This is a genomic window from Parasphingorhabdus cellanae (assembly GCF_017498565.1).
In the GTDB taxonomy this organism is placed as follows: domain Bacteria; phylum Pseudomonadota; class Alphaproteobacteria; order Sphingomonadales; family Sphingomonadaceae; genus Parasphingorhabdus; species Parasphingorhabdus cellanae.
In genome coordinates, this window is record NZ_CP071794.1 from 3,673,386 (window position 1) to 3,699,904 (window position 26,519).

Consider the following 26,519-nt stretch of genomic DNA (forward strand, 5'->3'; position numbering starts at 1 on the left):
AGCAGAAAGTGGCATAGCATGAGCAGCAGAGAAATCCGGACTGGACTGACATTTGACGATGTCCTGCTGCAGCCCGCTGCATCAGACATAGTGCCCAGTCAGGCGAATACCCGGACATGGTTGACAAAGGAAATATCGCTCAACATCCCGGTCCTATCGTCTGCAATGGATACCGTGACGGAATCCGATATGGCGATTGTGATGGCGCAATTGGGCGGTATAGGCGTGCTTCACCGTAATCTGACGCTCGATCAACAGATTGCTGCCGTCCGTCAGGTTAAGCGGTTTGAATCCGGTATGGTTGTCAATCCGATTACGATCGCACCGGATGCGACTCTGGCTGATGCCGAAGCGACGATGGCACAGAACAAGATTTCCGGTATTCCGGTCGTTGAGTCCGGGGGAAAACTGGCAGGCATCTTGACGAACCGTGACGTGCGCTTTGCCGAAAATCCAAGGCAGCCGGTGTCAGAGCTAATGACCAAAGATAATCTGGTAACAGTTCCCATCGGCGTGAGTCAGGAAGAAGCGCGGCGCATGTTGCATCAGCGCCGGATCGAAAAATTGCTTGTCGTCGATGACAACTATCACTGTGTTGGCTTGATTACGGTGAAGGATATCGAAAAAGCGGTTACTTACCCTAATGCCACAAAAGATAGCACGGGGCGTCTGCGTGTGGCGGCGGCTTCGACGGTTGGTGATGCAGGAATGGATCGGACCCAGGCACTGATTGATGCGGAATGTGATCTGGTGGTTATCGATACCGCTCACGGTCATAGCAAAATGGTCTCCAAGGCTGTTGAAGAGGTCAAAAAACGATCGAATCAGACTCAAATTATTGCCGGTAACGTCGCGACGGCGGCGGCGACGCGCGCGCTGATTGATGCTGGCGCTGACGGGATCAAAGTCGGTATCGGGCCGGGCTCAATCTGCACAACCCGTGTCGTCGCTGGTGTCGGCGTACCGCAGCTCACCGCGATTATGGATTGCGCAGAAGAAGCAGCTAAATCCGGTATTCCGGTTGTGGCGGATGGTGGTTTGCGAACGTCAGGCGATGTTGCCAAAGCGTTGGCTGCTGGCGCGTCCTCGGTGATGGTTGGATCGTTGCTCGCCGGAACCGAAGAAGCGCCAGGCGAGACGTTTCTCTATCAGGGGCGTGCCTATAAAAGCTATCGCGGCATGGGTTCGGTTGGCGCGATGGCGCGCGGTTCGGCTGATCGTTATTTTCAGCAGGATATCTCGGATCAGCTCAAACTTGTTCCCGAAGGTATCGAAGGACAGGTGCCATTTAAGGGCCCGGCGGGCGACGTCATCCACCAATTGGTCGGCGGCGTAAAGGCAGCGATGGGCTATACTGGCTCCGAAACTCTGGAAGACTTACGCGAGCGAGCCGAGTTTGTCCGGATCACAAATGCTGGCTTGCAGGAAAGCCATGTGCATGATGTCTCGATCACGCGCGAAGCCCCTAACTATCCAACGCGGTAGGGTTTGAAAGGGCAAAGATGATCGAAGTTTTTACACCTTATTTGCTGATATTTCTTAGCTGGAATGACCTCGACCCTGGGCCGACCATGCAAACGAAGCAAGAACTATATATCAGTCAGGAAATCTGCATGAAGGCCGGTGCTGAGACTATGAAATTGGTTGAAAATGATCGCCGTGAACGCCTAAAGAGATTCAAGGTCGATCAGATCAAGACGGAAGCGAGTAAATTTTTCTGCGTTCCACATTTGGAATCGATTCAGAAATTCCGCCCACTACTGGACGATAATTGACCCCATCGGCGCGCCTGCAAGCGGCCATTGAACTGCTTGATGACATCATTGTCGCGGCACGGGATAACGGTGCGTCTGGAGATAATGTCGCGAAGAAATTTTTCAGGGCGCGTCGCTATGCCGGTTCGAAAGACCGCCGGGCGATACGAGAGCATGTTTATGCGGCGATCCGGCGGTTTGGTGATCGTCCCGAAAGTGGCCGTGCGGCGATAGTCGGGTTGGCAGCAGAACAGCCGGAGCTAAAAGCCTTGTTCGACGGCTCGTCTTATGGTCCGGCCGTACTGACAGACCAGGAACAGCAAGCCAGCGGCGAAGCCATACCCGCCTGGCTGCACAGTCAATTCGCCACGCCAATCGATGGCGACGAGCAAACGGCACTATTTGATCGCGCGCCTCTGGATATAAGGCTCAATCCCAAAAAGGCCGATGCCGATACGATAGAATCGGCTTGGCCAGAAGTCGAAGCGTTACCAATGCCTTATGGCTATCGATTGCCGACGGGGACGAGCGTGGAGAATAGTGAACCCTATAACAGCGGCAAGATCGAGATCCAGGATTTGGGAAGTCAGGCTATTGTCGCCGCGTGTGTCACCAAGAAACCCAAATTCGTTTTGGATATGTGCGCAGGGGCCGGGGGAAAGACACTGGGGTTGGCGGCGCAATTATCTGACGACACCCGGATCATTGCGGCTGATACAGACCGCGGAAGACTAAGCCGGATCGAACCGCGTTTGCGCCGCTCCAGCACACGTAATGTTGAAACAATATTGCTATCACCGAATAAAGAGATCGAGGCGCTGGAAACTTTAAAAGGACAATGCGACCTAGTGCTGGTCGACGCGCCCTGCACAGGAACGGGCACATGGCGCCGAAACCCTGAACTGCGCTGGCGGATGACGCCCAAACGGCTCGATCAAACCGTCCAGTTACAGGCGCGATTGCTTGATCTGGCGAGTGCGTTGGTCGCGCCGGGCGGTAGGCTTGTTTATGCCGTTTGCTCCTTACTCGATGCCGAAGGCGGCGACCAAGCCGTGACTTTTCTCAAGAACCACCCGGATTGGCGGTATATAGAGGTTGATTTGCCGATTGGACGGCCATATCGTAAAGGAACTCTACTCACCCCGTATCAAGACGGAACAGATGGCTTTTATTTCACCTGCCTTGAAAAATTGTGATAGCAAATCGTGACGGACACCGTCATGTTCACCGAACGTGCAGGTGGCCCTGCTACAAAGCCTGAGTCTTTATTGGAGCTAATTATGCGTTTTTCACCTGCTGCCCTGGCAATGTCTTTGGTTTTGGCGACTGTTTCCAGTGCCAGTTTCGGCCAATCGGCTGATATAGAAATCAAAGCACGTTCGGTTGCCTATATGGAGCAGGGCGCGGCGGCGCAAAAAGAAGGCAAGCTCGATCTTGCCACTGATCTGTATGAAACAGCCTTGGCGGTTGATCCGCGTAACGGTTCGGCGTTCATAGCGCTTGCCCAGATCGCGCGGGTTCAGAAACTGCCGGGTAAAGCGATCCGTTTCTATCGTGAAGCGTTGATCCTCGACCCCAATAACCTTGATGCTCTGGCCGGACAGGGTGAGGCGCTGGTGCAGCGCGGTGCGGTTGAAAAAGCGAAAATCAATCTCTCGCGGATCGAAACATTGTGTCGGACCCGTTGCCCGCAAACAGCGCGCTTGTCATCGGTGATCAAGACATCTGAAAAAATGCCGGTCTTGTCAGCGCAAGCGGTAACGCCGAAACCGAAAATTGGCGAAGACAAAGACGAAAAAGTGGCGCCTAACTAGTCGACCAGATCTTCCGGGCTAAAAATCCCGGCCCTTCCGTTCTAAAAATCCCGGCCCTTCCGTTCTAAAAATCATAGACCAAAGTTGCGCGACTAAGCGTATCGGTTTTCTCGCTGCCATCCGGTGGATTGGTTTCATGCTCGACAGCATAAGAAAAGCGAGCGGTCAGCTTCCCGTTTATTTTCGCATCAAGCCCTGTTGTCGCGGTCAGCGTGTTGGTGCCAGAAGAAAATATCACATTGGCGCTGGTGAGGCTTTGCGCGTCCGAGGCCAATGTTGCGCCGGCGTCCTGGGTCAGTTTCAAATTATCCGCAATCTGCCAGCCGAGATCAAGACCAATTAAACCGGCCAGACTGCTGTCCGACCCGCCGTCGGTAAATTCCGTTAGGCGCCAGGCTGGCCCTGCTTTGACATCCAGGTTGACTTCGTCTTCCTTGACCACCGTGTAGCCAATACCCCCCGACGCAGTATAGCGCGCGGAAAAACCCTGAAACCGGTCGTGATCATATCGCGCCAGACCATATACAAACAAACGGTCATTAATCTTATATTCCGGCTCTACCGCAACCGCATATTGCTCTCGGCTGGTGACGCCATTGCTGCGTTGATAATCGGCGCGCGCCTGAAATTTGAGGCGCCAGTCGACCGCATCTTTAACCAAGTTAATGCCGCCGCTTAAACCGACACCGCTGGAATTTCCGGTATTGCGAAAGCCGCCAAGCTCGCCTTTGCCCGACCAGTTTTCAAAAAAGGGCGCTTCCATTTTCGCTCTTCTTTTTGCCGCTGCGAGCTGTGTTTTCTTTACGGTATATGAAGCCATCATGGCGTCAATTTCGGCGATGCTATCGGGATTTGCGACCTTGGCAAACTTGATAACCGACTTGACCTCGGCATGTTTACCAGAATCAATGGCAGCCTGAATCATCGCCTTTACTGGCGCAGGCAGCGCGGCTTGCGCCGGTGCTGTAAGGCCGATGGTTGCTATCGGAATTGAACAAACTATCTTACGCAACATATTGTAATCCTGTGGCTAATCTGTTTGGCTTTCAGATCAGAGGATCAAATTCCTTCAATATTGCGCGGTAGAGATCTTTTTTAAACGGTACGATCATATCCGGCAAATCTGATGGTTTGGCCCATTTCCAATCCGAAAATTCTGCATGTTCGGTCGCAATATTGACATGCCTGTCTTCGCCTGTAAACCGCATCAGGAACCAGGATTGGCGTTGACCGCGATATTTTCCCTTCCAGATTTTACCCAAAAGCTCGTCTGGCAAATCGTAATAATATTCTTCCGCGCTGCGGGCAATTATCTCAACATGTGCCGCCGTGATGCCGGTTTCTTCTTCCAGCTCCCGGATTGCTGCGGCCTCGCTTTCCTCACCGTCATCGATGCCGCCTTGCGGCATTTGCCAAGCGTCGGGATAGGCGCTGTCTTTTGCATCCAGTCGTTGACCGACAAAAATCTTTCCGTTTTTGTCGGCCAGCATGATGCCAGCACAGGGACGGTAAGGAAGGTCGCTAAAGTCGGTCATAGCGCCGCCAAAGTCGCCTTCAGCGCATTGCAAATACCATCGACATCCTGCTGTGAGGACGGAATGCCTTTGCGCAGGCAGATCAGGCCATGGACATTGCCCTTGGCTTCCATAAAGGTAACTGGCACACCGGCCTCTACCAACTTGGCGGCGTAGCTACGACCCTGATCGCGCAGAGGATCCAAGCCGCCAGTGATAAGAACAGTCGGTGGGCTGTTGGCGAGATCGCCATGTATGGGGTCGCAACGGGCATCGCCAGCGACACCGGCGTAATGTTTATGGAAATAGTCCATTGAGTCTTTTGTCAGCAAAAACCCTTCGGCAAATTCATCCATAGAACCACCGGCTGCCGTGCTGTCTACCGCGGGATATATCGGGACTTGAGCGATTACCGGTGTCGCCGCATTTTTCTTGGCTAGATCCTGCGCCACGACAATTGCCAAATTACCGCCAGCACTATCGCCGCACGGAATTAAGCCGTCTATTTCAATCCCCAGCGCGCTCTTGGCATTTTCGGCAATCCAGCGCGTGGCCGCTTCACAGTCATCCGGAGCAGCCGGAAAGGGCGCTTCAGGGGCCAGCCTGTAATCCACTGCGATCAGAGGCAAGTCCATCTGCGCCGCCATCTCGGTGCAATAGGGATGGTGGCTTTCCAGATCACCAATGACGAAACCACCGCCATGATAAAAGATGATCGCAGGCCCTTTTTCCCGGTTTTCCCGCTTATCATAATAGCGTAGCTTGATATCGCCCGCCGGTCCCGGACAAGTCAGGTCCTTTACAACCGCCAGTTCGGTGGGTTCTGCATCGACCAGAAAGCGCATACCGACATAGACTTCGCGTGCAGCTGCTGGCTCCATTTCATTCATCGGCACTTCCATAGCCTGTTCGAGCATGGCCAACATCGCCTGGGTATCGGGTCGCACAAAAGCCGTTGTCATCCTTACTTCTCCGTATTGTTGCATATTGATTTGCTACTGAACCTCTGGCGAGTAGATCAGCCATGGTTCACTAGGCAAGAAGTAATCTCAATCTCTGGCTTTAAACAAATGCTTTATCCCTAGTAGTTTTTATGGTTTGAAGCAGAGGGGAGAAGTGCTTTACCGCATGTTCTAAAGAGTTATGGGTACGGAAATTATATATGGCTACGGCGCTTAAGCAAGACGACAACAGCAACAATTCACCGGAGAATGCGGAAAATGTCGTCGTTCGCTTCGCTGGTGATAGCGGCGATGGTATGCAGCTTACCGGCGGGCAATTCACTCTGTCCACGGCTTTGTCTGGAAGTGACCTTGCCACTTTCCCGGATTTTCCGGCAGAGATTCGCGCGCCGCAAGGGACATTATTTGGTGTATCTGCCTTCCAGATCAATTTTGGCAGCCGCGCGATTGAAACAGCTGGCGACCGGCCTGATGTTCTGATCGCAATGAATCCCGCCGCGCTGAAGACCAATGTCGAGGCTCTGCGCGATGGCGGCTTGATAATTGCCGATGCAGGCGAGTTCGGGAAACGCAATCTCGACAAAGCGAAATATGAGAATAACCCGCTGGAAGATGGATCGCTGGCGAAATGGCAACTGCTGAAACTCGATATTTCAGCGCTGACACTGGAAGCCGTGAAACCGTTTGGTCTGGGTAACAAAGAAGCGCTGCGCTGCAAAAATATGTGGACGCTTGGCCTAGCTCTTTGGATGTTTGAGCGGGACCGTGAGCCAATTGTTAACTGGCTGAATAGCAAATTTGCTAAGCTGCCGGATGTCGCGCAAGCCAATATAGCGGCACTGAATGCCGGGCATGCCTATGGCGAAACGGCGGAATTATCCGGTGATGGGTTGGGTAGTGGCCATTTAACGACACGCAAGATTGGCGCTGCGCCTTCGGCACCAGGTGAATATCGTACCGTGACCGGCGCCGAGTCACTGTCTCTTGGTCTGGTTGCGGGGGCGCAGCTGGCGGATTTGCCGATGTTCTTTGGCGGTTATCCAATTACGCCAGCCTCGGCGATCCTGCATCACCTGTCGCGCCTCAAAGAATTTGGGGTGACGACCTTTCAGGCAGAAGACGAGATTGCGGCGATCGCGGCAGCCATTGGTGCAAGCTATGCCGGTAAGCTTGGCATTACGTCCTCATCCGGCCCAGGCATCGCGCTAAAAGGCGAGGCGATGGGGCTGGCAATCATGACCGAGCTGCCGTTGGTAATTGTCAATTCACAGCGCGGCGGGCCGTCGACAGGCCTTCCCACCAAGACGGAACAGTCTGACCTCTATCAAGCGATTTATGGTCGCAACGGGGATGCGCCGATGCCGATCATTGCAGCATGTTCACCCGGCGACGCGTTCGAATGTGCAATAGAAGCTGTGCGGATTGCGGTGCAATATATGACCCCGGTCATGTTGCTGACCGATGGTTATATCGCCAATGCTGCTGAACCCTGGAAGATCCCAGATGTCGATACATTGGAGCCCTTCCCGACGAGTTTCATGGACAAGATGCCCGAAGGCGGCTTGAAACCCTATGCTCGCGATGAAAAACTGGCGCGGCCATGGATTAAGCCGGGAACGCCAGAATTGATGCACCGTATTGGCGGTATCGAAAAAGGTGTTGATACCGGGCATATTGATTATGCGCCGGAAAATCACCAGCAAATGACCGAGATCCGGCGGGATAAAGTATTGGGTGTTGCTGAAAGCATCGCTGATCAGGGTGTTTCCCTCGGAAAAGAGGGCGGCAAACTGGCGGTCGTTGGTTGGGGCTCTACCTTTGGACCGATCCATCAAGCGGTTCGCCGCTCCATTGCCGCTGGGAAAGACGTCAGCCACATTCATATTCGCAACATTTGGCCGATGCCGAAAAACCTTGGTGACTTGTTGAAAAGCTATGACCGGGTAATCGTACCGGAAATGAATACGGGGCAGCTGAAAACCGTCCTGCGCGATCAATATCTGATCGATGCGAAGCCGGTTAACAAAGTCTCTGGCCAGCCATTTACCATTACCGAAATTGAAACGGCGATTGAGGAGAATTTGGGGTGAGCAATCATCCGCTCGCCCTGAGCTTGTCGAAGGGCGTTTTGCAAGATTTAGAGGTGGGCTTCGACAGGCCCAGCCCGAACGGGAAGAAAATATGAACGAGATGACAAAAATCACGACGCTGAAAGACTGGGAAACCGATCAGGAAGTCCGCTGGTGCCCGGGTTGCGGCGACTATGCGATCCTGAAAGCGGTGCAGCGGACCATGCCGGAACTGGGTGTACGTCCCGAAGATACCTTGTTTATTAGCGGGATTGGCTGCTCTTCCCGTTTCCCATATTATATGGAGACTTACGGTTTTCATACTATTCACGGCCGTGCGCCAGCGGTGGCCACCGGTGCGAAGCTTGCCAATCCGGATCTGGATGTCTGGATCGTCACCGGCGACGGTGATGCGCTTTCTATTGGCGGCAATCACACCATGCATTTGCTCCGGCGGAATCTGGATTGTCAGATCATGTTGTTCAACAACGAGATTTACGGTCTGACAAAGGGACAATATTCACCGACATCTCGGGTGGGAACGAACAGTCCTTCGACACCTTATGGATCGGTGGATCGACCGGCGTCGCCTTGTGCATTTGCGCTGGGCGCAGGCGCCCGGTTCATTGCGCGTGCGATCGATGTGCACAAGGATCTCACGAATGTTCTGAAAGCTGCGCATAAGCATGAAGGCGCTTCCTTTATCGAGATTTTTCAGAACTGTATCGTCTATAATAAAGACGTTTTCGATGAATTCGCGGCGAAGAAAACCGCACCATCAACGCAGCTGCTGTTGGCAGACGGTGAGCCTATGTTGTTTGAAAAAGGCGAAAAAGGGATCACGCTGGACCGCGACACATTGTCCCTGAAAGTGGTCGATGTTGTTGATGGCGATTGGGAGGCCGCTAAGGTTATCGTACATGATGTCACCAACAGAGCAGTGGCCTATATGCTGATCGAAATGCCTTTTGGAGAATTTCCTATGGCCATTGGCGTACTCTATGACGATCCGCGGCCCACGTTTGAGTCGGCCGTCATCGCGCAGAATGAACAAGCATCGAAAGGTAAGAAGCGCGATTTGCAGGCTTTGCTGAACAAGGGGCAGACCTGGACCGTCCCGGAGAGCCAGCACAACCTATAATCACCGATATGGACGCTTGGGGCTTGCAATGTAGGAATTGGTTTGCCACCCTAGCGTCAAGGCTTGAGTCTTGGTCATCCGCTATGGGGCGGGCCGAATTGGGAACGGACATTTCGTCGCTCATATGGAACAGTTGAACCGAATTCGACCACCGATTCGCGTATTATTTGTATATTTTCTCAGTGCGGTTTCGGGGCTCTGTCTGTCACATGGATAATCTGACGCACAGTCTTGCCGGGGCCGTTTTGGGTCAACTCGGTCTGAAAAAGAAAACCGGCCTTGGCATGGCGACATTGATTATCGCCGCCAATATTCCAGATATTGATGCCATCGCGACACTTCTTGACGGGGTGCAGCATCTCGCCATCCGCCGGGGTATTACACATGGCCCGATTGCTATGGTGATACTACCGCTATTGCTAACCGGGACTATGATCCTGTTCGATGGTTGGCAGACGAAGCGCGGGAAACGCCCAGCGGACCGGCTGCCCATTCATAGGGGCTGGCTATTGGCGCTCGCTTATATCGGTTGTTTGAGCCATCCCGCGCTGGATTGGCTCAACAGCTATGGCATTCGTCTGCTGGAGCCCTTTTCATCACAATGGTTTTATGGCGACAGCATCTTCATCATCGATATCTGGATCTGGGCAGCGCTGATTACCGGCGTCTGGATTTCACGGCGACGCGAGAAAAAGGGCAGGGACGATTGGCAGCGGCCGGCATGGGTGAGCTTTGCGGCGATTTGCGCGTATATCTTTGCCAACGGGTTGATTACCGGCAAGGCGGAAGATGAAGCTACGAAGACCGTGCAATATATTTATCAATTGGAGCCGACTTTAGTTGTTGCAAACCCGGTCCCGATTACTTTTTGGAAGCGGGAGATATTGTGGCGATTTGAACTGATTGATAAAAGTGGGACCGGCGCTCTTGTGGGGAGTGGAAACTATAGTTTGTTAGAAGGCGCGAGTCTTGATGAAGGTAGGAACCACTCTACTGCATTGTCGCTCAACAGAAAGATCGATGATGGTGGCCCAATTCTTAATGGTCATCGTGCTCGCACTTCTGGCGCTGCCAACATCCATTTGGATTACCTTAAGTCTAGCAATCAAGATGTAGATGCTTTTCTGTTTTGGTCAAGAATGCCCTTAATTGGATGGCGATTCGAAGACGATCGATCGAAAAATGGTTATGAGTTTGTCATAAAAGATCAAAGGTTTGATTCTCCGTTAGTAGCCGATCGTTTTTCTGTCGAAGCTTATATTGATGAGCAGACGGTGCGAAGGTTGAGAGCAGAAATAGTAAAGTCACATGAATAGCCCCATCATCCTCTGGTTCCGCCGCGATTTGCGTCTTTCCGATCAAGCCGCCGTTGCCGCCGCCGCTGCGGAAGGCCCGGTCATCCCGGTCTATATACTCGACGACGAAACGCCAAAGCATCGCAAAATGGGCGGGGCTTCGCGCTGGTGGCTCCATCATAGCCTGAAATCTCTCGACCAGCATCTGCGGGACAAGGGTTCGCGGCTGATATTGCGCCAAGGCAATGCCGCCACGATCCTTGCAGACATCGCGCACAAGGCTGGCGCGCAACAGATACATGCGCTCCATCATTATGAACCTTGGTGGCTCAACGCTGAAAAGCATCTGCGGGAGTCTTTGGCAGACGGCGTCGAGTTGATATTGCATGACGGCAACTACCTATTGCCGCCCGGTGCGGTGACCACTGGCGGCGGCGACCCCTATAAAATTTACACCCCTTTTTGGAAATCGGTCCGCGAGCGGATGCCGCCAGCAGAACCGACGCCTGTTCCGCAAAAAATCGATACACCTGATCAATGGCCAGTCAGCGATAGCTTGGATGACTGGAACTTGTTACCGACCAAGCCCGACTGGGCGACCGGCTTTACAAAAGCTTGGACGCCGGGCGAAGAAGGCGCACGGGCCAATGTCGACGCGTTTATTGACAAGGCCACCCGTTATGACGAAGGCCGCAATCTACCCTCTGCAGAGCTGGTGTCGCGGCTGTCGCCGCATCTTCATTTTGGCGAGGTCAGTCCAGCCTATGTCTGGCACCGGGTGACAGGACGCGGACGGCAAGTCGAAACCTATCTCAAGGAAATAGTCTGGCGCGATTACGCGCAAAACGTAATTTGGCAGTTTCCGCAATATGGCGGGGAAAGCTACCGCGAGAAGTTCCGTGATTTTCCGTGGCGGGACATGAATGATGCTAAGGTTGCCAAAGATTTCGAGGCCTGGTGCCACGGCAAAACGGGCTATCCCATTGTAGATGCCGGTATGCGGGAATTGTGGGCAACCGGGTGGATGCACAACCGCGTCCGAATGATCGCGGCGAGTTTTCTGATCAAGCATTTGCTGATCGATTGGCGCAAGGGCGAGCAATGGTTCTGGGACACGTTGGTCGATGCCGATTTTGCTTCGAACAGCGTCAATTGGCAATGGGTTTCAGGCACTGGCGTCGACAGCAATATGTTTGTCCGGATCATGGCGCCGCTGACGCAGTCAGAGAAATTCAATGCGGGTGACTATATCCGCAAATGGGTGCCGGAACTGTCGGATGTGAGCGATCCCTATATCCATGATCCCGAGGAACACGGCGCTAAACCGGCGAGCTATCGGTCAAAAATTATCGGGCACAAAGATGCCCGTGCCCGCGCTCTGGATGCTTATGCGGTGGTGAAGTGACGAGGCTATTGAAATGCTTATGACACCTCCGTATAGCCGCACTTGGTCAAAGAAGGATATCAGGTCGATGAATACATAGGTCGCCATCAGGCGCATTCAAAAATGAAAGCTGTTCAGTCCCTGGGCTGGATATTTTGACACCTATATTCAGGATCTTTTATGCACAGACTCTCAGAAAAATTTTGCGTTATCACTGGGGCCGCCCGCGGTATTGGCAAAGCCATTGCTCAGGCTTTTATCCAAGAAGGCGCGACCGTCTTGTTGACCGACTATGATGCCGAAGAACTGGCAAAGGTCGGGCAGGAGCTCGACAGCGCGACCTTTGTTCTTGATGTAAAAGAGGAGGCAGATTGGGATCGTCTCGCTGACCTTCATCCCACGGCAGATGTTGTCGTGAATAATGCTGGTATAACCGGATTTGAAAAAGGCCCGGCACCGCATGATCCGGAAAATGCTTCGCTCGAAGACTGGCGAGATGTGCACCGGGTAAACCTTGATGGCACGTTCATGGGTTGCCGCTATGCAATCCGCGCGATGAAAGAAAAGGGGGCGGGGTCTGTTATCAACATATCGTCGCGCTCTGGCATGGTCGGCATTCCGGGAGCTGCGGCTTATGCATCGTCCAAGGCGGCGATCCGGAACCACAGCAAGTCGGTGGCACTGTATTGCGCGCAATTGGGATGGGATATCCGGTGTAATTCTATCCATCCGGCTGCGATCATGACCCCAATGTGGGAGCCGATGCTGGGCGACGGTGAACAGCGAGAGGCGGCGATAGAGGCTTTGGTGAAAGATACACCATTGCGGCGTTTCGGTGAAGCCGATGAGGTAGCATCGGTCGCGGTGCTGCTGGCTTCCGACGAGGCGCGCTATATTACCGGCGCGGAGATGACCATCGACGGGGGTATTCTTGCTGGCTCTGCGGCTGCCCCCGGTTCATGAAGGCCGGACAATTTCTTAGGGATAGTTCCGCATTGCCAAGTAGTTACCGCTGGTCCATATTTGCCGGATGAATGCTGAAGCACCAAAGCGTGGCAACCACCTGCTCGATGCGCGTAAGCGCTTCGGGACAGGGGGTGGTCTGCTTGCGCGTCTCGCTGCTCCGGGGTTTCATCGGATATTGGACCGGATCGATCTGGGTCTTGATCACGGCACATTTGAAGGCAAATTGCCCGATGGTACGACCCGCATTGTCGGTGGCCGCGGTGAGGGACCGATGGCAGAGATCACGCTGCATAGCTGGAACGCTTTGCTCCGTCTGGTGAATAGCGGTTCGGTCGGCTGGTATCGCGCTTGGGAATTGGGGGAATGGGAAAGCCCGGATTTGGTCACAGTCTTTGATCTGTTTACCCGCAATAGGGCTGGGTTAAAAAACACCGGGCGTGCAGCCGGTATTTTTCGCTTGATTGCCAAACTACGCCATTCGCGGCGGCACAACGACAAAGTCCGTGCGCGGCAGAATATCCAATATCACTATGATCTGGGTAATGATTTCTATCGGCTGTGGCTAGATGAAAGCATGAGCTATTCCAGTGCGCTGTTTGAGGACAAAACAGGAAAAGCGAAGACGTTCAAAGAAGCCCAGGCCAAAAAGGTCAAAGCCATAGCGGAACGTCTAAATGCGAAGCCAGGCGATAGAGTTTTGGAAATAGGTTGCGGATGGGGATATCTGTCTGGAACTTTGGCTCGGGACTATGATCTGGATGTCACCGGCATTTCCTTGTCGGATGAACAAACCGAATGGGCACGAGAGCATCATGCTGAAGCAAAATATCGTATCCAGGATTATCGCGATGTCGCTGATCAATATGACGCCATTGCCAGCGTCGAAATGGTCGAAGCGGTGGGGCAGAAATATTGGCCCGATTTCCTCGACTGTGTCGCCCACAATTTGAAACCCGGTGGGCGAGCCGCGATCCAATATATCAGCATTGCTGACGACATTTTTGAACAATATGCGGCCAGTGCCGACTTTATCCAGACTTACATATTTCCCGGCGGGATGCTACTTTCCGAAAGCCGGTTTCGCGCGCTGGCAGAAGACCGCGGATTGGCTTGGTCGGATCAACATGATTTTGGTTCGGATTATGCCGAAACACTTCGGCTTTGGCGCGAACGTTTTGATGCTGTTGTGGAGCAAGGCAAATTGCCGGCTGGATTTGACGAGCATTTCGTCCGGTTATGGCGCTATTACCTGACTTATTGTGAAGGCGGTTTTGCTGGTGGCGGTATCAATGTCTCGCAAGTTACTTTGATAAAAGAACAATGAAAAACGGGAGTGGATTATGGGGTTAGGGAAAAAGCTGACGCTTGCGATGACAGGTATCGGTCTGTGTTTGGCGTTGCCGGCTTGTCAGAAGGTCAAGGAAGTCGCGGCCGATGCGGCTGGACTGCCAACAGATAAAAACATTCTGTTCTGGACCGATGATCAGCGCAACAAAGCCTTTCGGATGATGGATACGCTTGTGCCGTCCAACACGATCGCGGCGGGACCAGATGCCAAGGTACTGGAACAGGGCGAAGCCCTTCCGAAAGAATTCGAAGTGGACGGCAAGATGTTATCCGTCGACCAATATATGGATGACCAGCGCACAGCAGGCATCGTGATATTGCAGGACGGGAAGATCCGGCTGGAAGAATATCGGATGGATTTTGAAAAGGATGACCGCTGGACGTCTTTCTCTGTGGCCAAGTCATTGGTTTCAACCATGGTAGGCGCTGCCATCAAAGACGGTTTCATAAAGTCTATTGATGATCCCCTGACAGACTATATTCCTGAGCTGAAAGGCAGTGGATATGACGGTGTCACCGTGCAGCAGCTTTTGACTATGACTTCTGGCGTGAAATGGAATGAGGATTATGCCGATCCCAAATCCGATGTGGCATTGTTCAACAACACCAAGCCGGTTGATGGCGTTGATCCGATTATCGTTTACATGAAAACACTGAAGAATGAGGCAGAGCCCGGCACGCGCTGGCAATATAATACCGGTGAAACCAATCTCATCGGCGTGCTGGTAGCAAAGGCAACGGGCAAGACTATCTCCAAATATCTCTCGGAAAAAGTCTGGGCTCCTTATGGCATGTCGCAGGATGGCGAATGGTTGCTCAATGAAGGCGGTAAGGAAATTGGCGGTTGTTGTATCTCAGCGACCGTCAGAGATTATGCGCTGTTCGGTCAATTCGCGATGAATGGCGGAAAAATTGGTGATCAGTCCGTTGTCCCTGACGGATGGTTTGCCAAAGCTGGAACAAAACAGGCAGATATCGGTGCTCCAGGCCGCGGCTATGGTTATCAGTGGTGGACCTTTGATGATGGCAGCTTTGCCGGTCAGGGAATTTTTGGGCAGGGCATATTCATTGATCCAGCGCGCAAACTGGTAATCGCGAGTAACGGCAATTGGCCAAGCGCAACCCCAGAAGCCCAAGGGGCGCAGCGGATCGCTTTTTTCAATGCGGTGAAAAAATATCTGGATTCAGAGAATGGCGAAGCGGCTGCATCCGGCGAAACCGCTAGCTAATGTCAAAATTCTCGCCAGTCTCAAAATCACTGGCTAGAAATTCAACCATACGATTGGCCACAACCTCTGGCGATTTAACTGATTGTGGGTCTTCACCCGGATAAGCACGGGCCCGCATATCAGTGCGCGTGCGGCCGGGGTTGATGATCGCGGTGCGCAATTTCCCAAGGTTGCGCATTTCTTCGCCGTAACTGATCACGAGCGTTTCCAACGCGGCTTTGGATGCGCCATAGGCGCCCCAAAAGGCGCGGGGAGATCGACCGACGCTGCTGGTTATGGCCAATAGCCGTGCATCCTCACTCTTACGCATCATCGGATCAAATGCGGCAATCAAAGCCTGTTGAGCTATGAGATTAAGGGTAAGAACATTGTTAAATTCCTTGCCATCAATAGCGGGAACTGGCGTCAATGTTCCCAGCATAGCGGCATTTAGCACCATGATATCAAGCGCTTCCCAGCGTTCCGAAATAGCTTGGGCAAGTCGGCCGATACTGTCACCATCCGTTAGATCCAGCGGAGCAATTGTTGCATGGCCACCTGCTTGATGAATTGTTTCTTCGACCGCTTCCAGGTCTTTGGCGTTTCGCGCTGTCAATATGACATGCGCACCTTTTGCGGCTAGGGCAATTGCCGTCGCAGCGCCAATGCCTCGGCTTGCCCCGGTGACGAGCGCTAGTTGGTTTTCAAAACTCATTGGCAAATATCACTCAAAAATGTCTCACTTATCCAATTTGCTCGGCCAATATCGGCTCTTCTTTTACTCCCACCTTCTCGTTCAACATCGTTAGCTGATCGGGTTGCTGCTCCCCTTCCTGGTCAGTCAACGGTGTAGGGTAGGCACCCGTAAAGCAGGCATCGCAATATTGGGGCTGGGCTTCCTCCCGCATATCTTCGCCAACGGCGCGATAAAGGCCATCAATAGAGATAAAGGATAAACTATCTGCCTGAATATAGTCGCACATTTGTTCAACAGACTTCATCGCGGCGAGCAGTTTTTCGCGTTTTGGCGTGTTCACACCATAAAAGCAGCTATGCATTGTTGGCGGACTTGCGATGCGCATATGCACTTCTGCCGCACCTGCTTCGCGCATCATTTGCACGATCTTCAAGCTGGTTGTCCCGCGCACAATGCTGTCATCAATCAGGACAATTTTCTTGCCATTCACCAGTGGTCTATTGGCATTATGCTTGAGCTTCACCCCGAGATGGCGGACTCCGTCACCAGGCTGAATGAACGTTCGCCCGACGTAGTGAGAGCGAATGATGCCCAGCTCAAATGGAATGCCCGACTGTTCGGCATAACCAATGGCCGCTGGTGTTCCGCTATCTGGAACCGGAATAACATAATCCGCATTAACGGGATTCTCTATGGCGAGCTGCGCGCCGATTTCCTTGCGCACACTGTAGACCGACGATCCGTCGACAATAGAATCGGGTCTTGAAAAATAGACATGCTCAAAGATGCAGGGTCGCGCGCTGGTTTGTCCAAAGGGGCGATGCGAACGCATTTCACCGTTGGCAACCACGATTAATTCTCCGGCATCGACGCTGCGTACATATTCCGCGCCAACCAGATCGAGGGCAACGGTTTCCGATGCAAAGACATAAGCATCACCGATTTTACCGATAACAAGGGGTCGGATACCCAGCGGATCGCGGCAAGCAATCATTCCATCGGGGGTCATGCAAATAAGCGAATAAGCGCCTTCCACTTTGCGCAATGCATCAATAAATTTATCGAGCAGCGTGCGATATTTTGAGGTCGCCAGCAGATGAATGATCACTTCGGTATCGCTAGTGGATTGAAAAATGGAACCGCTTTGTACCAGCTCCTGCCGCAGTTTCAGCGCATTGGATATGTTGCCATTATGGGCAATAGCGAAACCGCCAGAAGCGAGGTCGGCTTCTAGCGGTTGAATGTTTCTTAGTGTTCCGGCCCCGGTTGTAGAATAGCGGACATGCCCGCAGGCATAATCGCCTTGCAGTTTGTCCATGACTTCGGCGCTGTCAAAATTACCTGCGACAGGACCGAGCGCACGGTGGCTGTAAAATTCACGGCCGTTTCGGCAGGTGATTCCCGCTGCTTCCTGTCCGCGATGTTGCAGGGCGTGCAAACCCAGCGCAACCATCGCCGCAGCGTCGTCTATTCCAGCGACACCGAAAACACCGCATTCTTCACGTAGCTTGTCATCTTCAAACGGGTGGGTTGTAAGCATATCGCACCTTGTTTGCTGCCCAAAATATATGCGCCTCAAATGGCACGTACAGGGGATGGCAGGGATATAGATTTGATTCCCGACTTTGTCTTCCCCCCTGGTCATAAAAATATCATATTTATTGACGCCCAATCGTCCCATTTGAAGAAAGACCGGTTTTGCGTTGCACGGCGTGCATGACAACTCTAATTCATACGGATGACAAATGATCAAAATATCGACCGCGAGTCCGGATCGCGGCTTAGCCCCAAATATGATTCGAATGGTTTGGTCTCAGCCGTGGTCACGGATGATTCGTCAGGCGATGTCCTGATGATTGCGTTTATGGATGCCGAAGCGCTTCATCTGACACAGGAAACTGGCGTTGCTCACTTTTATTCTCGCAGCCGTCAAACGCTTTGGAAAAAAGGGGAGACGTCGGGCAATATTTTAAATGTTGTCGAGATGCGGATTGATTGCGATCAGGATGCGGTATGGATCAAGGCAAAACCCGCTGGTCCGACTTGCCACACCGGGGTACCCAGCTGTTTTTATCGGATATTGAAAGATGGCCAGTTGGAGCCCGTTGAGTGAAGCGAACCTCCGTCTTAATGGCTGCTTTGCTGTTGGCCGCTTGTGGTCAAGCCGGCAATGAGACGGGGCAATCTCGCGCGGACTCGTCAGAAGAACTCTCTATGCTTGAGAAAGCGGCGATTGAAGCAGGCGTTATTCCCGATGCTCGCAATGTCAGCTTATCCGGCGCTTTTGAAAGGCAGAGTGATCTCGGCGAAGACCGTTTTTGCGCGGTTGGGAGCGATGAAAGCGGCTATCAAATTGGCCTGCTCGCAGTATTTGGGCCGGACAGCAAATGCGAAGGTCTGGGCGCTGCCCAGCGGAATGGCGAGGACATTCAGATCACGTTGGATAGCGAACAACGATGCAGTTTCACGGCAAGCTTTGATGGCGTTGCTTTGCGAATACCGGGCAATTTACCAGAATCCTGTGCAAGCTACTGCACGCCGCGGGCGGTGTTGGGCGGCGTCAGTTTTTATCTGGTAGGCGAAGGGGATGCGGTGGCACGATCAACGCGTGGCCGATCAATCGAGAATCTGTGTCCGGGTAGTTAGTATTGACGTTTACGTTAGCGTAAGCTATATCGGTGGCATGTCGAAACCGCTCAATCATGCCGAGATTGATACGCCTGACCTTAAAAATCGCGAAACTTTTACGATTTCCGATTTGTCCGAGGAATTTGGTGTCACTGCTCGTGCACTCCGTTTCTATGAAGATGAGGGGCTTATCGCTCCGCATCGCAAAGGTCTCTCGCGTATCTACACGAAACGCGATCGCGCGCGCCTTGCGTGGATCATGCGTGCTAAAAATGTCGGATTCAGTCTTACCGAAATTCGCGAAATGATTGATCTCTATGATCTTGGCGACGGGCGTATCACCCAGATGGAAGTGACGCTCGAAAGATGCCAGGAAAAGGTGGACCTTCTAAAGCAACAACGCAGCGACATCGACAGCTCGATTAAAGAGCTCACTGAATTTATCAAGATTGTGCAGGACGCCGTGACCGACGCAAAAGCGCAACAACATTAGAGGATCATCCGCCAGTATTTTCTGGCCGCACCCCATTAAAAAGAAAGTCATAGATAATGCCTAATTATCAAGCCCCAGTCCGGGATACGCAATTCATCATCAACAATGTTTTGAACGTCGAACGCTTTTCCAACCTGCCCGGTTTCGAAAATGCCACGCCGGAAATGATTGATGCTATTCTTACCGAAGGCAGCAAGTTTATCGAAAACGTGCTGTTCCCGCTCAATCAGGTCGGTGATCTCGAGGGCTGTACCCGTCACGAAGATGGCAGCGTAACCACGCCGACCGGTTTCAAGGACGCCTATAAACAATATTGCGAAGCCGGTTGGGGCACCTTGTCCGGGCCAGAGGAATTTGGCGGCCAAGGTCTGCCCCATATCGTTTCCATGGCATTTGAAGAATATATGGCAAGCGGCAACATGGCCTTTGCGATGTATCCCGGTCTTACCCATGGTGCGATTTCATCGATTCTTGCGAAAGGCAGCGAAGAGCAAAAAGCCAAGTTTGTACCCAAAATGCTGTCTGGCGAATGGACGGGCACAATGAACCTGACCGAACCGCATTGCGGCACCGACCTGGGACTGATCAGAACCAAGGCAGAGCCAAATTCCGACGGTTCCTATTCCATCACCGGAACCAAGATTTTCATCTCTTCCGGTGAGCATGACATGGCGGATAATATTATCCATCTTGTACTCGCTAAGACACCGGACGCACCGGATAGCGTAAAGGGTATTTCCCTGTTCATCGTCCCCAAATTCATCGTCAATGAAGATGGTTCGCTCGGGGATAAAAACGCCGTGTCCTGTGGTTCGATCGAACATAAAATGGGCATTCACGGCAACTCGACCTGCGTCATGAACTATGATGGAGCGACCGGGTATCTTGTCGGTGAAGAAGCTAAAGGTCTTGCCGCCATGTTCATTATGATGAACGTCGCGCGATTGGGCGTTGGTCAGCAAGGTCTTGGCGTCGCCGAAGTCGCTTATCAAAATGCTGTTCACTATGCCAATGATCGGCGTCAGGGCCGGGCGCTTACCGGTCCCGAAGACCCAGAAGCTAAGGCAGATACATTGTTCGTGCACCCTGACGTCCGCCGGATGCTGTTGGACGGAAAGGCCTTTACCGAAGGCATGCGCGCCCTGTGCCTGTGGGGCGCTTTGCAAGCTGACCTGATCCATAAGGCGCAGACCGAAAAAGAGCGTCAGTTGGCCGATGATCTGCTGTCGCTTTTGACGCCGGTGATCAAGGGCTATGGTACCGATAAGGGCTATGAAATTGCCACCAATGCACAGCAAGTCTATGGCGGTCATGGTTATATTGGCGAATGGGGCATGGAACAATATGTCCGCGATGCGCGCATCGCCATGATCTATGAGGGCACAAATGGTATTCAGGCGATGGACTTGGTCGGTCGCAAATTGGCGCAAAATGGCGGCCGCGGTGTTCAGGCGCTGTTTGCCGTGATCGCGAAAGAAGTCGAAGAAGCCAAGGCTGATGACAAGTTGAAAGACTTTGCTGAGGGCCTGGAAAAAGCCAATGGGGAGCTGCAAAAGTCGACCATGTGGTTCATGCAAAACGCAATGGCCAACCCCAATAATGCCGGAGCAGGCGCGCATCACTATATGCATATCATGGGTATTGTCGCTCTCGGTCTGATGTGGCTGAGGATGGCCAAAGCCGCTTCCGAAGCATTGGCGGCTGGGGAAGATAATCCAGCCTTTTATGAAGCGAAGTTGGTCACCGCCAAATATTTTGCGGAGCGTTTTTTCCCGGATGCGGGTTCGCTGCGGCGCAAGATTGAAGGCGGTAGTGAGACGATCATGGCGCTGGAACCCGAGATGTTTGCTGTCGCCTAACCGGGCTTCGGTCTCGCGATAGACAGTGGCTGCTGTGCGATAGTCTCCAAAAGTCGCCGAAAAGTCTGATTTCTACCTCGCTTAACCGCTGCCTTCTTGAATGGAAGGCGGCGGTAGCACATCATTGTATATGACAGGGGAGTGATCTGCATTAGGAGTAGATGCAATGCATTCCAAACAGACTATAAAACCAAAACGGCGGATAACGCCTTATCTTGTAACAGTCGGCGTCGGCTTTTCAATGGCGACCGGTGCCGTTGCTGCGCAGGATACCCAGGAAGAGCCGATGGAATCGGAAATTCCTGCACCAACCATTGATACCGATGGCGATGGTACCATGGATGCCTGGGATCGCAGCGGCGATGGCCAGCCCGATGCCTGGGATACCGATGCTGATGGCAAGCCCGATTTGCTTGATGATGATGGCGACGGCAAACCAGACTAAATATTTCGCCAAACTATAGGGTCGCAAAAGCGCCGGGCTGGATATATTCCGCCCGGCGCTTTTATTTTAAAAAAGCTCTTCAAACATACTCAGCATGGCGGCTTTGCTCTGCACATCAGCGGACTTGTTATAGGCCACCGCGTCCAGTGGCTTCCCGTCGCTGGCAGGGTCTGTAAAACCGTGCACCACGCCGGTATACATGTGCATGTGACAATCCGCTCCCGCAAAATCCATTTCCTCCAGAAACGCCCGCACCTGTTTCGGCGGGACAAGCGGATCGGCGCGCCCGTGACAGACAAGTAGCCGCGCTTTGATTGCGCCGCGTTTGGCCGGCAGCGGGGTCGCCAACAGGCCGTGAAAGCTGACCACCAATGCGATATCTTCACCACCGCGCGCCATTTCCAACACAATCTCACCGCCCATACAGTAGCCAATGGCTGCAATCCGATGGTTAGCGAGTCCGGACCGTTGGCGCAGTTCATCCAGCGCACAGCGAAACCGTTCCCGGTAATTTTCCGGATCTGCCCTCAAAGCGTTAGCCATTGTGGAAGCAGTCCGATGATCAGTGATTTCCCCCTGACCATACAGATCGCAAACCATTGCCGAATAGCCAATGGACGCCAACCACCGTGCGCGATCAAACATAATCTTGTTCGGACCAGCAATGGTCGGAACGATCAATATACCGGCGCGCGGATAGCGGCTCGGCTGGGCCATATAGCCCGCGAGTTCTAGATCACCGTGATGATAGGTGAAGGTATTGACTTCGATGGAGCTCATTCTTCGGGTAGAAACTCCGGCACCGAGAGATAACGCTCACCGGTATCATAATTAAAGCCGAGAATATTGGCACCGTCATCCAGTTCGGGCAGCTTCTGCGCAATCGCTGCCATCGTGGCACCAGAACTGATGCCGACCAGCATGCCTTCTTCTTTCGCTGCGCGAAGCGCCATCGCTTTTGCATCTGCCGGTTCGACCTGAATCGCGCCATCAATGCTTTGGGTGTGCAGGTTGCCGGGAATGAAACCAGCGCCAATGCCCTGAATCGGATGTGGTCCGGGTTGTCCGCCGCTGATCACGGGTGATCCGGCAGGCTCGACAGCATAGACTTTCAGGCCGCTCCATTCCTGTTTTAGAACTTCGGCGACACCGGTGATATGGCCGCCTGTGCCGACGCCAGTGATAATCGCATCGAGCGGGTTATCCTTAAAATCGGCCAATATTTCCTGCGCTGTGGTTTGTTTATGCACTTCAAAATTGGCCGGATTTTCAAACTGTTGCGGCATCCATGCGCCGGGCGTGGAATCGATCAATTCCTGTGCGCGCTCAATGGCACCCTTCATGCCTTTTTCTTTGGGACTGAGATCAAAGCTCGCACCATAAGCCAGCATTAACCGGCGGCGTTCCAAAGACATGGATTCAGGCATGACCAAGATCAGCTTATAGCCTTTGACGGCCGCCACCATCGCAAGGCCGACACCGGTATTACCTGATGTCGGTTCAATGATCGTGCCGCCGGGCTTCAGCGCACCGGATTTTTCGGCATCTTCTATCATCGCCATGGCGATCCGGTCCTTGATCGAACCGCCGGGGTTAGACCGCTCGGACTTGATCCAGACATTGGCATCACCAAAGAGGCGCTGCATTTTGATATGGGGCGTGTTCCCAATCGTATCGAGAATAGTATCGGCGATCATTTCTCTGTTCTCCTAGATTTCAATCTTTAGCACTAGTGTTTGATTTGTCTTCTATTTTTCCATCCGCTTCCAAATCCGGCGGCGGATCAAAAGTCTTGGCAGCACCGAGTTGGGGGAACAGGCGCGACCAAATTCCGGTTACCACTATAGCACCAGCACCGCCTGCGACAATGGCTGCGATCGGGCCAAAGAGGACGGCCAGTCCGCCCGAAAGCGCGTCGCCCAGCTCGTTGGAGGCGCTGATCGTCATCTGGCTAACCGCATTCACGCGGCCGCGCCGGTCATCGGGTGTATGCAGCTGAATCAGCGAGCTGCGCACATAGACACCGAACATATCTGCCGCGCCGCAAAGCGCGAGACAGGCCATGGAGAGGGGCAGCGATGTGCTGAGGCCAAAACCGATAGTGCCGACGCCGAAAACAGCCATCGCGATCAGCATCATGTTGCCAACGTTGCGCGACAGCGGCGCAAAGGAAAATATACCGGCGACAATAACCGCGCCTACTGCCGGGGACGCGGCAAGCAGCGACAGGCCGATTTCTCCTGCGCCCAATATGTCTTTCGCAAAGACCGGGATCATCGCGGTGGCACCGGCGAGGAACATCACCAGCAGATCAAGCGTTATTGCCCCGAGCACCAGTTTATTGGTCCAGACATAGGACATCCCATCCATGACTTGGCGCAAGGGGCCTTTGGTCCGATCAATCGCGCTGCGCGTGACCGGTCCGATCATGAAGATCGCTAGCATCGCCAGCGTGTAGAGTGCTGTGCAAACGAAATAGGGCAGGGCGGGCGCGATCTTGTAAAGCGGCCCGGCCATGCCAGGTCCGGCAATAACGCCAACCTGCCAGGCGATGGTAGACAATGCGATGGCGCGGGGCAGCGACTCTTTCGGCACCAGATTGGGGGCCAGCGAAGTGACCGCCGGTCCCAGAAACGCACGGCAGATGCCAAGCAGAACCGAGATAATATAGATGGCCCACAAGGAAATCTCACCGCTGACCGTCAACAATCCCAACACCAGAGCGATGACGGCCTGTGCGCCAAGGACAATCCGCGCGATCCAGCGGCGATCCAGATGATCTGCCACCCATCCGACGACCGGCGTCAGGATGAACAGCGGCACGAACTGCAAAAGCCCAAGCAATCCCAGTATGCCAGCCGATGCACCGACACCCATATCCTCGCGGGCAAGGTTATAAGCCTGCCAGCCGAGGATCAGCATCATCGCATAGAGCGCGAACATTGATGATAGTCGCGAGAACCACAGGTAGCGGTAATTGGCTATCGTAAAAGGATGAGGCGCGCGCTGTTCGATGATTTGTATTTTCTATGATGATCAGTAATTACAATCGGTTCTAGGCAAGTCTCCCTTTGCAGAACAGCAAAAATTTCTTTGTCCGCCGAAGGATATTGTGATGATGACTTGCTCTGTAAACGGTCACCAAACAGGATGGTAAAGCGTCTTTGCGCACCGTAAGAAATTATACAAATAATACGCAAAACGGGGGTGAAATTCTGTTGAACCGTTCTCTATCATCGATCAGTCGTTTCGTTTGCTATGCGATGCCATGAGGGCAAATAACAGCCGATTGTCATAGCGCCGAACCTCCCCCCGCATCAGGCCGCCATAGAAATAGGGCACAGTATAACCCTCGATCGCCCTTGTGATGGCGTGGTCGTGGCCATTGTCACAACCCATTTCCAACGCCATATCCCAAGCGGCAGCGAAACTCTCTGCGCCTTTGCGCTTCCGCAATTTATAGGCGGAGTCGCGAGTCATGCCGACTGCTTTGGCCGCCGCAGAAACGACACCGATGCGCGATAGCTGATGAATAAATTGACGCTGGCGATCGGGCGTCCAGCCGCGATAATGTTTCACAGCAAAAGGAACAGGGATGAAGGCGAGCGGATCGTCCTCATCGGCGATGGGCGCATCGGGCGCGGGGGATATATCAGTCATGGCCACAGCGTTGCACAGCGGCGGCTTTGTAGGAAAGAACAAAATAGGAACTTTGTTCTTTGTGCGAGGAGATTATATCCCGATATCTACCGGCTTTTGATATTCGTTAATCGCTTCAAATATGGTCGTCAGTGCTGCGCGTTCTGTTTCCGATATTTCTGGCCGCCACACTTCAAAGAGCAGGATGACGCGCCGTTCCTGACTGCGGTTCCAGGCCTCATGCTCAAAACTATCGTCGAAAATCAGCGCTTCGCCCTCTTTCCAAGGCCGTGTCTCGCTGCCCACGCGCAGGGCGCAATCGGACGGAATGATTAACGGTATATGGCAAATCAGGCGCGTATTGAGCAGACCGAAATGCGGCGCAATATGCGTGTCCGGTTCCAGCACCGAATAGAGCGCCATGGGAGAGCGGTCCTGAATGACCGGGATAGGCGCGGTTTCCAGCGCAGCGATTGTTTTTGGGCATTGGGCGATATTATCAGTGATCGCCTCGCCATTTTTCCAGAAATAATGCGCGCCCCAATTTGAATCGTCCAATAGAGGATTATTCGGACGAGGGCGATCGGGATGGGATTTGACATAGGGATCAAATTGCGTGGTTTGACTCAGCACCTGTGCCAGCTCGTCCTGCATGTCCGGAATGGCCGCTTCCATCTGCTCCACCCATGGAAATTCTTCGCGCTCGTAGAATTCCCGTTGCGGCATGCCGGGATAGTAAAACATCGATGGTTTCTGGTAGAAAATCTCCTTGCGGCCCATCAAAAGGTCAAGAGCATTGCGGATCGGGATGGGTGTGTCGTTTCCCTGCAGGCCAGTTTCACGCAATTGGCGCAGCAGATAATTTTCAAAGCGGCCATGCGCGCCGGCCAGAAATTCTTCCGCTTCTTTCAGCTTGGGACGCAGGTCGTCGCTGACTCGCGCACCGACACCGACCATGTTGAGCGCAGCCTTATAGAAAGCACTTGCGGCGCGATCATCATCCTGGCGCGCCTTTAACTCCGCCATCAATAGCAACGCGGCCAAATGTCGCTTGTCGGTTGCCAGTAACGCCTGCAACGCTTGTTCCTCGGCTGCATTGTCATCCATCATCCGGCACGCATGAGCGAGCAGCAGCCAGGGTGGGTCAATATCATTGCCGGGCTGTGATAATTGCTCAAACAACGGCCGGGCTTGCTTGGCATTGCCTGCTCGCAGTGCCGCTATACCATCCTGTAAAACGGTTTCTGCTTCTGATCGTGTGCGTGTCATCTGCCCGATATATCGGAACAATCCGGGCATGCAAG

Annotated in this window: 26 protein-coding genes; 16 read left to right on the forward strand and 10 right to left on the reverse strand. The window is 53.2% G+C overall.

Annotation, left to right across the window (positions count from 1 at the left end; translation table 11 throughout):
* Nucleotides 1-18: 18 nt before the first annotated feature.
* The 4 genes from guaB to J4G78_RS17620 all read left to right on the forward strand — a co-directional run bounded on the left by guaB (nucleotide 19) and on the right by J4G78_RS17620 (nucleotide 3,568).
* A complete protein-coding gene (gene guaB / locus J4G78_RS17605; protein WP_207987791.1) occupies nucleotides 19-1,485 on the forward strand; it encodes an IMP dehydrogenase in 1,467 nt (488 codons plus the stop codon).
* 17 nt (nucleotides 1,486-1,502) lie between these two features.
* Nucleotides 1,503-1,775, forward strand: coding sequence for a hypothetical protein (locus tag J4G78_RS17610; RefSeq protein WP_207987792.1), 273 nt, complete (start codon nucleotides 1,503-1,505; stop codon nucleotides 1,773-1,775).
* The gene (locus J4G78_RS17615) at nucleotides 1,772-2,950 is read left to right on the forward strand and encodes an RsmB/NOP family class I SAM-dependent RNA methyltransferase (RefSeq protein ID WP_207987793.1); all 1,179 of its coding nucleotides are present in this window, start codon (nucleotides 1,772-1,774) and stop codon (nucleotides 2,948-2,950) included. Before J4G78_RS17610 ends, J4G78_RS17615 begins: the two co-directional genes overlap by 4 nt.
* A gap of 84 nt (nucleotides 2,951-3,034) precedes the next feature.
* Entirely contained in the window at nucleotides 3,035-3,568 is a 534-nt protein-coding gene (locus tag J4G78_RS17620; protein WP_207987794.1) for a tetratricopeptide repeat protein, read from the forward strand.
* 64 nt (nucleotides 3,569-3,632) lie between these two features.
* Here J4G78_RS17620 and J4G78_RS17625 read toward each other — a convergent pair whose 3' ends face one another.
* From J4G78_RS17625 to J4G78_RS17635, 3 genes are read right to left on the reverse strand one after another with little or no spacing between them, the layout of a single operon-like run.
* On the reverse strand, nucleotides 3,633-4,583 hold the full coding sequence (locus tag J4G78_RS17625) for a DUF481 domain-containing protein (RefSeq protein WP_207987795.1): 951 nt from the start codon (nucleotides 4,581-4,583) through the stop codon (nucleotides 3,633-3,635).
* Between the two features lie 31 nt (nucleotides 4,584-4,614).
* The gene (locus tag J4G78_RS17630; RefSeq protein ID WP_207987796.1) at nucleotides 4,615-5,103 is read right to left on the reverse strand and encodes an RNA pyrophosphohydrolase; all 489 of its coding nucleotides are present in this window, start codon (nucleotides 5,101-5,103) and stop codon (nucleotides 4,615-4,617) included.
* Nucleotides 5,100-6,044 carry an alpha/beta hydrolase gene (locus tag J4G78_RS17635; protein WP_243457149.1) on the reverse strand — a complete coding sequence of 315 codons (945 nt, stop codon included), beginning with the start codon at nucleotides 6,042-6,044 and terminating at the stop codon, nucleotides 5,100-5,102. The genes J4G78_RS17630 and J4G78_RS17635 overlap by 4 nt, the downstream gene beginning before the upstream one ends.
* A gap of 200 nt (nucleotides 6,045-6,244) precedes the next feature.
* On the opposite strand from J4G78_RS17635, the gene J4G78_RS17640 reads away from it, so the two are divergent.
* From J4G78_RS17640 to J4G78_RS17670, 7 genes are all read left to right on the forward strand, one after another.
* Nucleotides 6,245-8,134, forward strand: coding sequence for a 2-oxoacid:acceptor oxidoreductase subunit alpha (locus J4G78_RS17640; RefSeq protein ID WP_207987798.1), 1,890 nt, complete (start codon nucleotides 6,245-6,247; stop codon nucleotides 8,132-8,134).
* A gap of 91 nt (nucleotides 8,135-8,225) precedes the next feature.
* Nucleotides 8,226-9,254: a 2-oxoacid:ferredoxin oxidoreductase subunit beta gene (locus J4G78_RS17645; RefSeq protein WP_207987799.1), complete on the forward strand. Its 1,029-nt coding sequence runs from the start codon at nucleotides 8,226-8,228 to the stop codon at nucleotides 9,252-9,254.
* A 209-nt stretch (nucleotides 9,255-9,463) separates the two neighbouring features.
* Nucleotides 9,464-10,570, forward strand: a complete 1,107-nt coding sequence (locus J4G78_RS17650) for a metal-dependent hydrolase (protein WP_207987800.1) — start codon at nucleotides 9,464-9,466, stop codon at nucleotides 10,568-10,570.
* Nucleotides 10,563-11,954, forward strand: coding sequence for a cryptochrome/photolyase family protein (locus J4G78_RS17655; protein ID WP_207987801.1), 1,392 nt, complete (start codon nucleotides 10,563-10,565; stop codon nucleotides 11,952-11,954). Before J4G78_RS17650 ends, J4G78_RS17655 begins: the two co-directional genes overlap by 8 nt.
* A gap of 159 nt (nucleotides 11,955-12,113) precedes the next feature.
* Nucleotides 12,114-12,896, forward strand: coding sequence for an SDR family oxidoreductase (locus J4G78_RS17660; RefSeq protein ID WP_207987802.1), 783 nt, complete (start codon nucleotides 12,114-12,116; stop codon nucleotides 12,894-12,896).
* Nucleotides 12,897-12,963: 67 nt separating this feature from the next.
* Complete coding sequence (locus tag J4G78_RS17665) at nucleotides 12,964-14,223, forward strand: SAM-dependent methyltransferase (protein ID WP_207987803.1); 1,260 nt, start codon at nucleotides 12,964-12,966, stop codon at nucleotides 14,221-14,223.
* 16 nt (nucleotides 14,224-14,239) lie between these two features.
* Nucleotides 14,240-15,475, forward strand: a complete 1,236-nt coding sequence (locus tag J4G78_RS17670) for a serine hydrolase domain-containing protein (protein WP_243457150.1) — start codon at nucleotides 14,240-14,242, stop codon at nucleotides 15,473-15,475.
* On the opposite strand, the gene J4G78_RS17675 is transcribed toward J4G78_RS17670, so the two are convergent.
* Both J4G78_RS17675 and purF read right to left on the reverse strand, forming a co-directional pair.
* Nucleotides 15,468-16,169, reverse strand: a complete 702-nt coding sequence (locus J4G78_RS17675) for an SDR family NAD(P)-dependent oxidoreductase (RefSeq protein ID WP_207987804.1) — start codon at nucleotides 16,167-16,169, stop codon at nucleotides 15,468-15,470. The genes J4G78_RS17670 and J4G78_RS17675 overlap by 8 nt on opposite strands.
* 28 nt (nucleotides 16,170-16,197) lie before the next feature.
* Nucleotides 16,198-17,691 (reverse strand): amidophosphoribosyltransferase, encoded by a 1,494-nt coding sequence (gene purF, locus J4G78_RS17680; RefSeq protein ID WP_207987805.1) that lies wholly within the window; start codon nucleotides 17,689-17,691, stop codon nucleotides 16,198-16,200.
* Between the two features lie 198 nt (nucleotides 17,692-17,889).
* On the opposite strand from purF, the gene hisI reads away from it, so the two are divergent.
* From hisI to J4G78_RS17705, 5 genes are all read left to right on the forward strand, one after another.
* A complete protein-coding gene (gene hisI, locus J4G78_RS17685; RefSeq protein ID WP_207987806.1) occupies nucleotides 17,890-18,264 on the forward strand; it encodes a phosphoribosyl-AMP cyclohydrolase in 375 nt (124 codons plus the stop codon).
* Nucleotides 18,261-18,797, forward strand: coding sequence for a hypothetical protein (locus tag J4G78_RS17690; protein ID WP_207987807.1), 537 nt, complete (start codon nucleotides 18,261-18,263; stop codon nucleotides 18,795-18,797). Before hisI ends, J4G78_RS17690 begins: the two co-directional genes overlap by 4 nt.
* A 37-nt stretch (nucleotides 18,798-18,834) precedes the next feature.
* Nucleotides 18,835-19,272 carry a MerR family transcriptional regulator gene (locus tag J4G78_RS17695; protein WP_207987808.1) on the forward strand — a complete coding sequence of 146 codons (438 nt, stop codon included), beginning with the start codon at nucleotides 18,835-18,837 and terminating at the stop codon, nucleotides 19,270-19,272.
* A 56-nt stretch (nucleotides 19,273-19,328) separates the two neighbouring features.
* Complete coding sequence (locus J4G78_RS17700) at nucleotides 19,329-21,131, forward strand: acyl-CoA dehydrogenase C-terminal domain-containing protein (RefSeq protein WP_207987809.1); 1,803 nt, start codon at nucleotides 19,329-19,331, stop codon at nucleotides 21,129-21,131.
* A 166-nt stretch (nucleotides 21,132-21,297) separates the two neighbouring features.
* Nucleotides 21,298-21,576, forward strand: a complete 279-nt coding sequence (locus J4G78_RS17705) for a hypothetical protein (RefSeq protein WP_207987810.1) — start codon at nucleotides 21,298-21,300, stop codon at nucleotides 21,574-21,576.
* Nucleotides 21,577-21,642: 66 nt separating this feature from the next.
* Here J4G78_RS17705 and J4G78_RS17710 read toward each other — a convergent pair whose 3' ends face one another.
* The 5 genes from J4G78_RS17710 to J4G78_RS17730 all read right to left on the reverse strand — a co-directional run bounded on the left by J4G78_RS17710 (nucleotide 21,643) and on the right by J4G78_RS17730 (nucleotide 26,484).
* Nucleotides 21,643-22,356: a dienelactone hydrolase family protein gene (locus J4G78_RS17710; protein WP_207987811.1), complete on the reverse strand. Its 714-nt coding sequence runs from the start codon at nucleotides 22,354-22,356 to the stop codon at nucleotides 21,643-21,645.
* Nucleotides 22,353-23,273: a cysteine synthase A gene (cysK, locus tag J4G78_RS17715; protein ID WP_207987812.1), complete on the reverse strand. Its 921-nt coding sequence runs from the start codon at nucleotides 23,271-23,273 to the stop codon at nucleotides 22,353-22,355. Before cysK ends, J4G78_RS17710 begins: the two co-directional genes overlap by 4 nt.
* 19 nt (nucleotides 23,274-23,292) lie before the next feature.
* Nucleotides 23,293-24,600 (reverse strand): MFS transporter, encoded by a 1,308-nt coding sequence (locus J4G78_RS17720; protein ID WP_310737263.1) that lies wholly within the window; start codon nucleotides 24,598-24,600, stop codon nucleotides 23,293-23,295.
* 216 nt (nucleotides 24,601-24,816) lie between these two features.
* The gene (locus tag J4G78_RS17725) at nucleotides 24,817-25,236 is read right to left on the reverse strand and encodes a hypothetical protein (protein WP_207987813.1); all 420 of its coding nucleotides are present in this window, start codon (nucleotides 25,234-25,236) and stop codon (nucleotides 24,817-24,819) included.
* Between the two features lie 72 nt (nucleotides 25,237-25,308).
* The gene (locus tag J4G78_RS17730) at nucleotides 25,309-26,484 is read right to left on the reverse strand and encodes an aspartyl/asparaginyl beta-hydroxylase domain-containing protein (RefSeq protein WP_207987814.1); all 1,176 of its coding nucleotides are present in this window, start codon (nucleotides 26,482-26,484) and stop codon (nucleotides 25,309-25,311) included.
* Nucleotides 26,485-26,519: the final 35 nt, after the last annotated feature.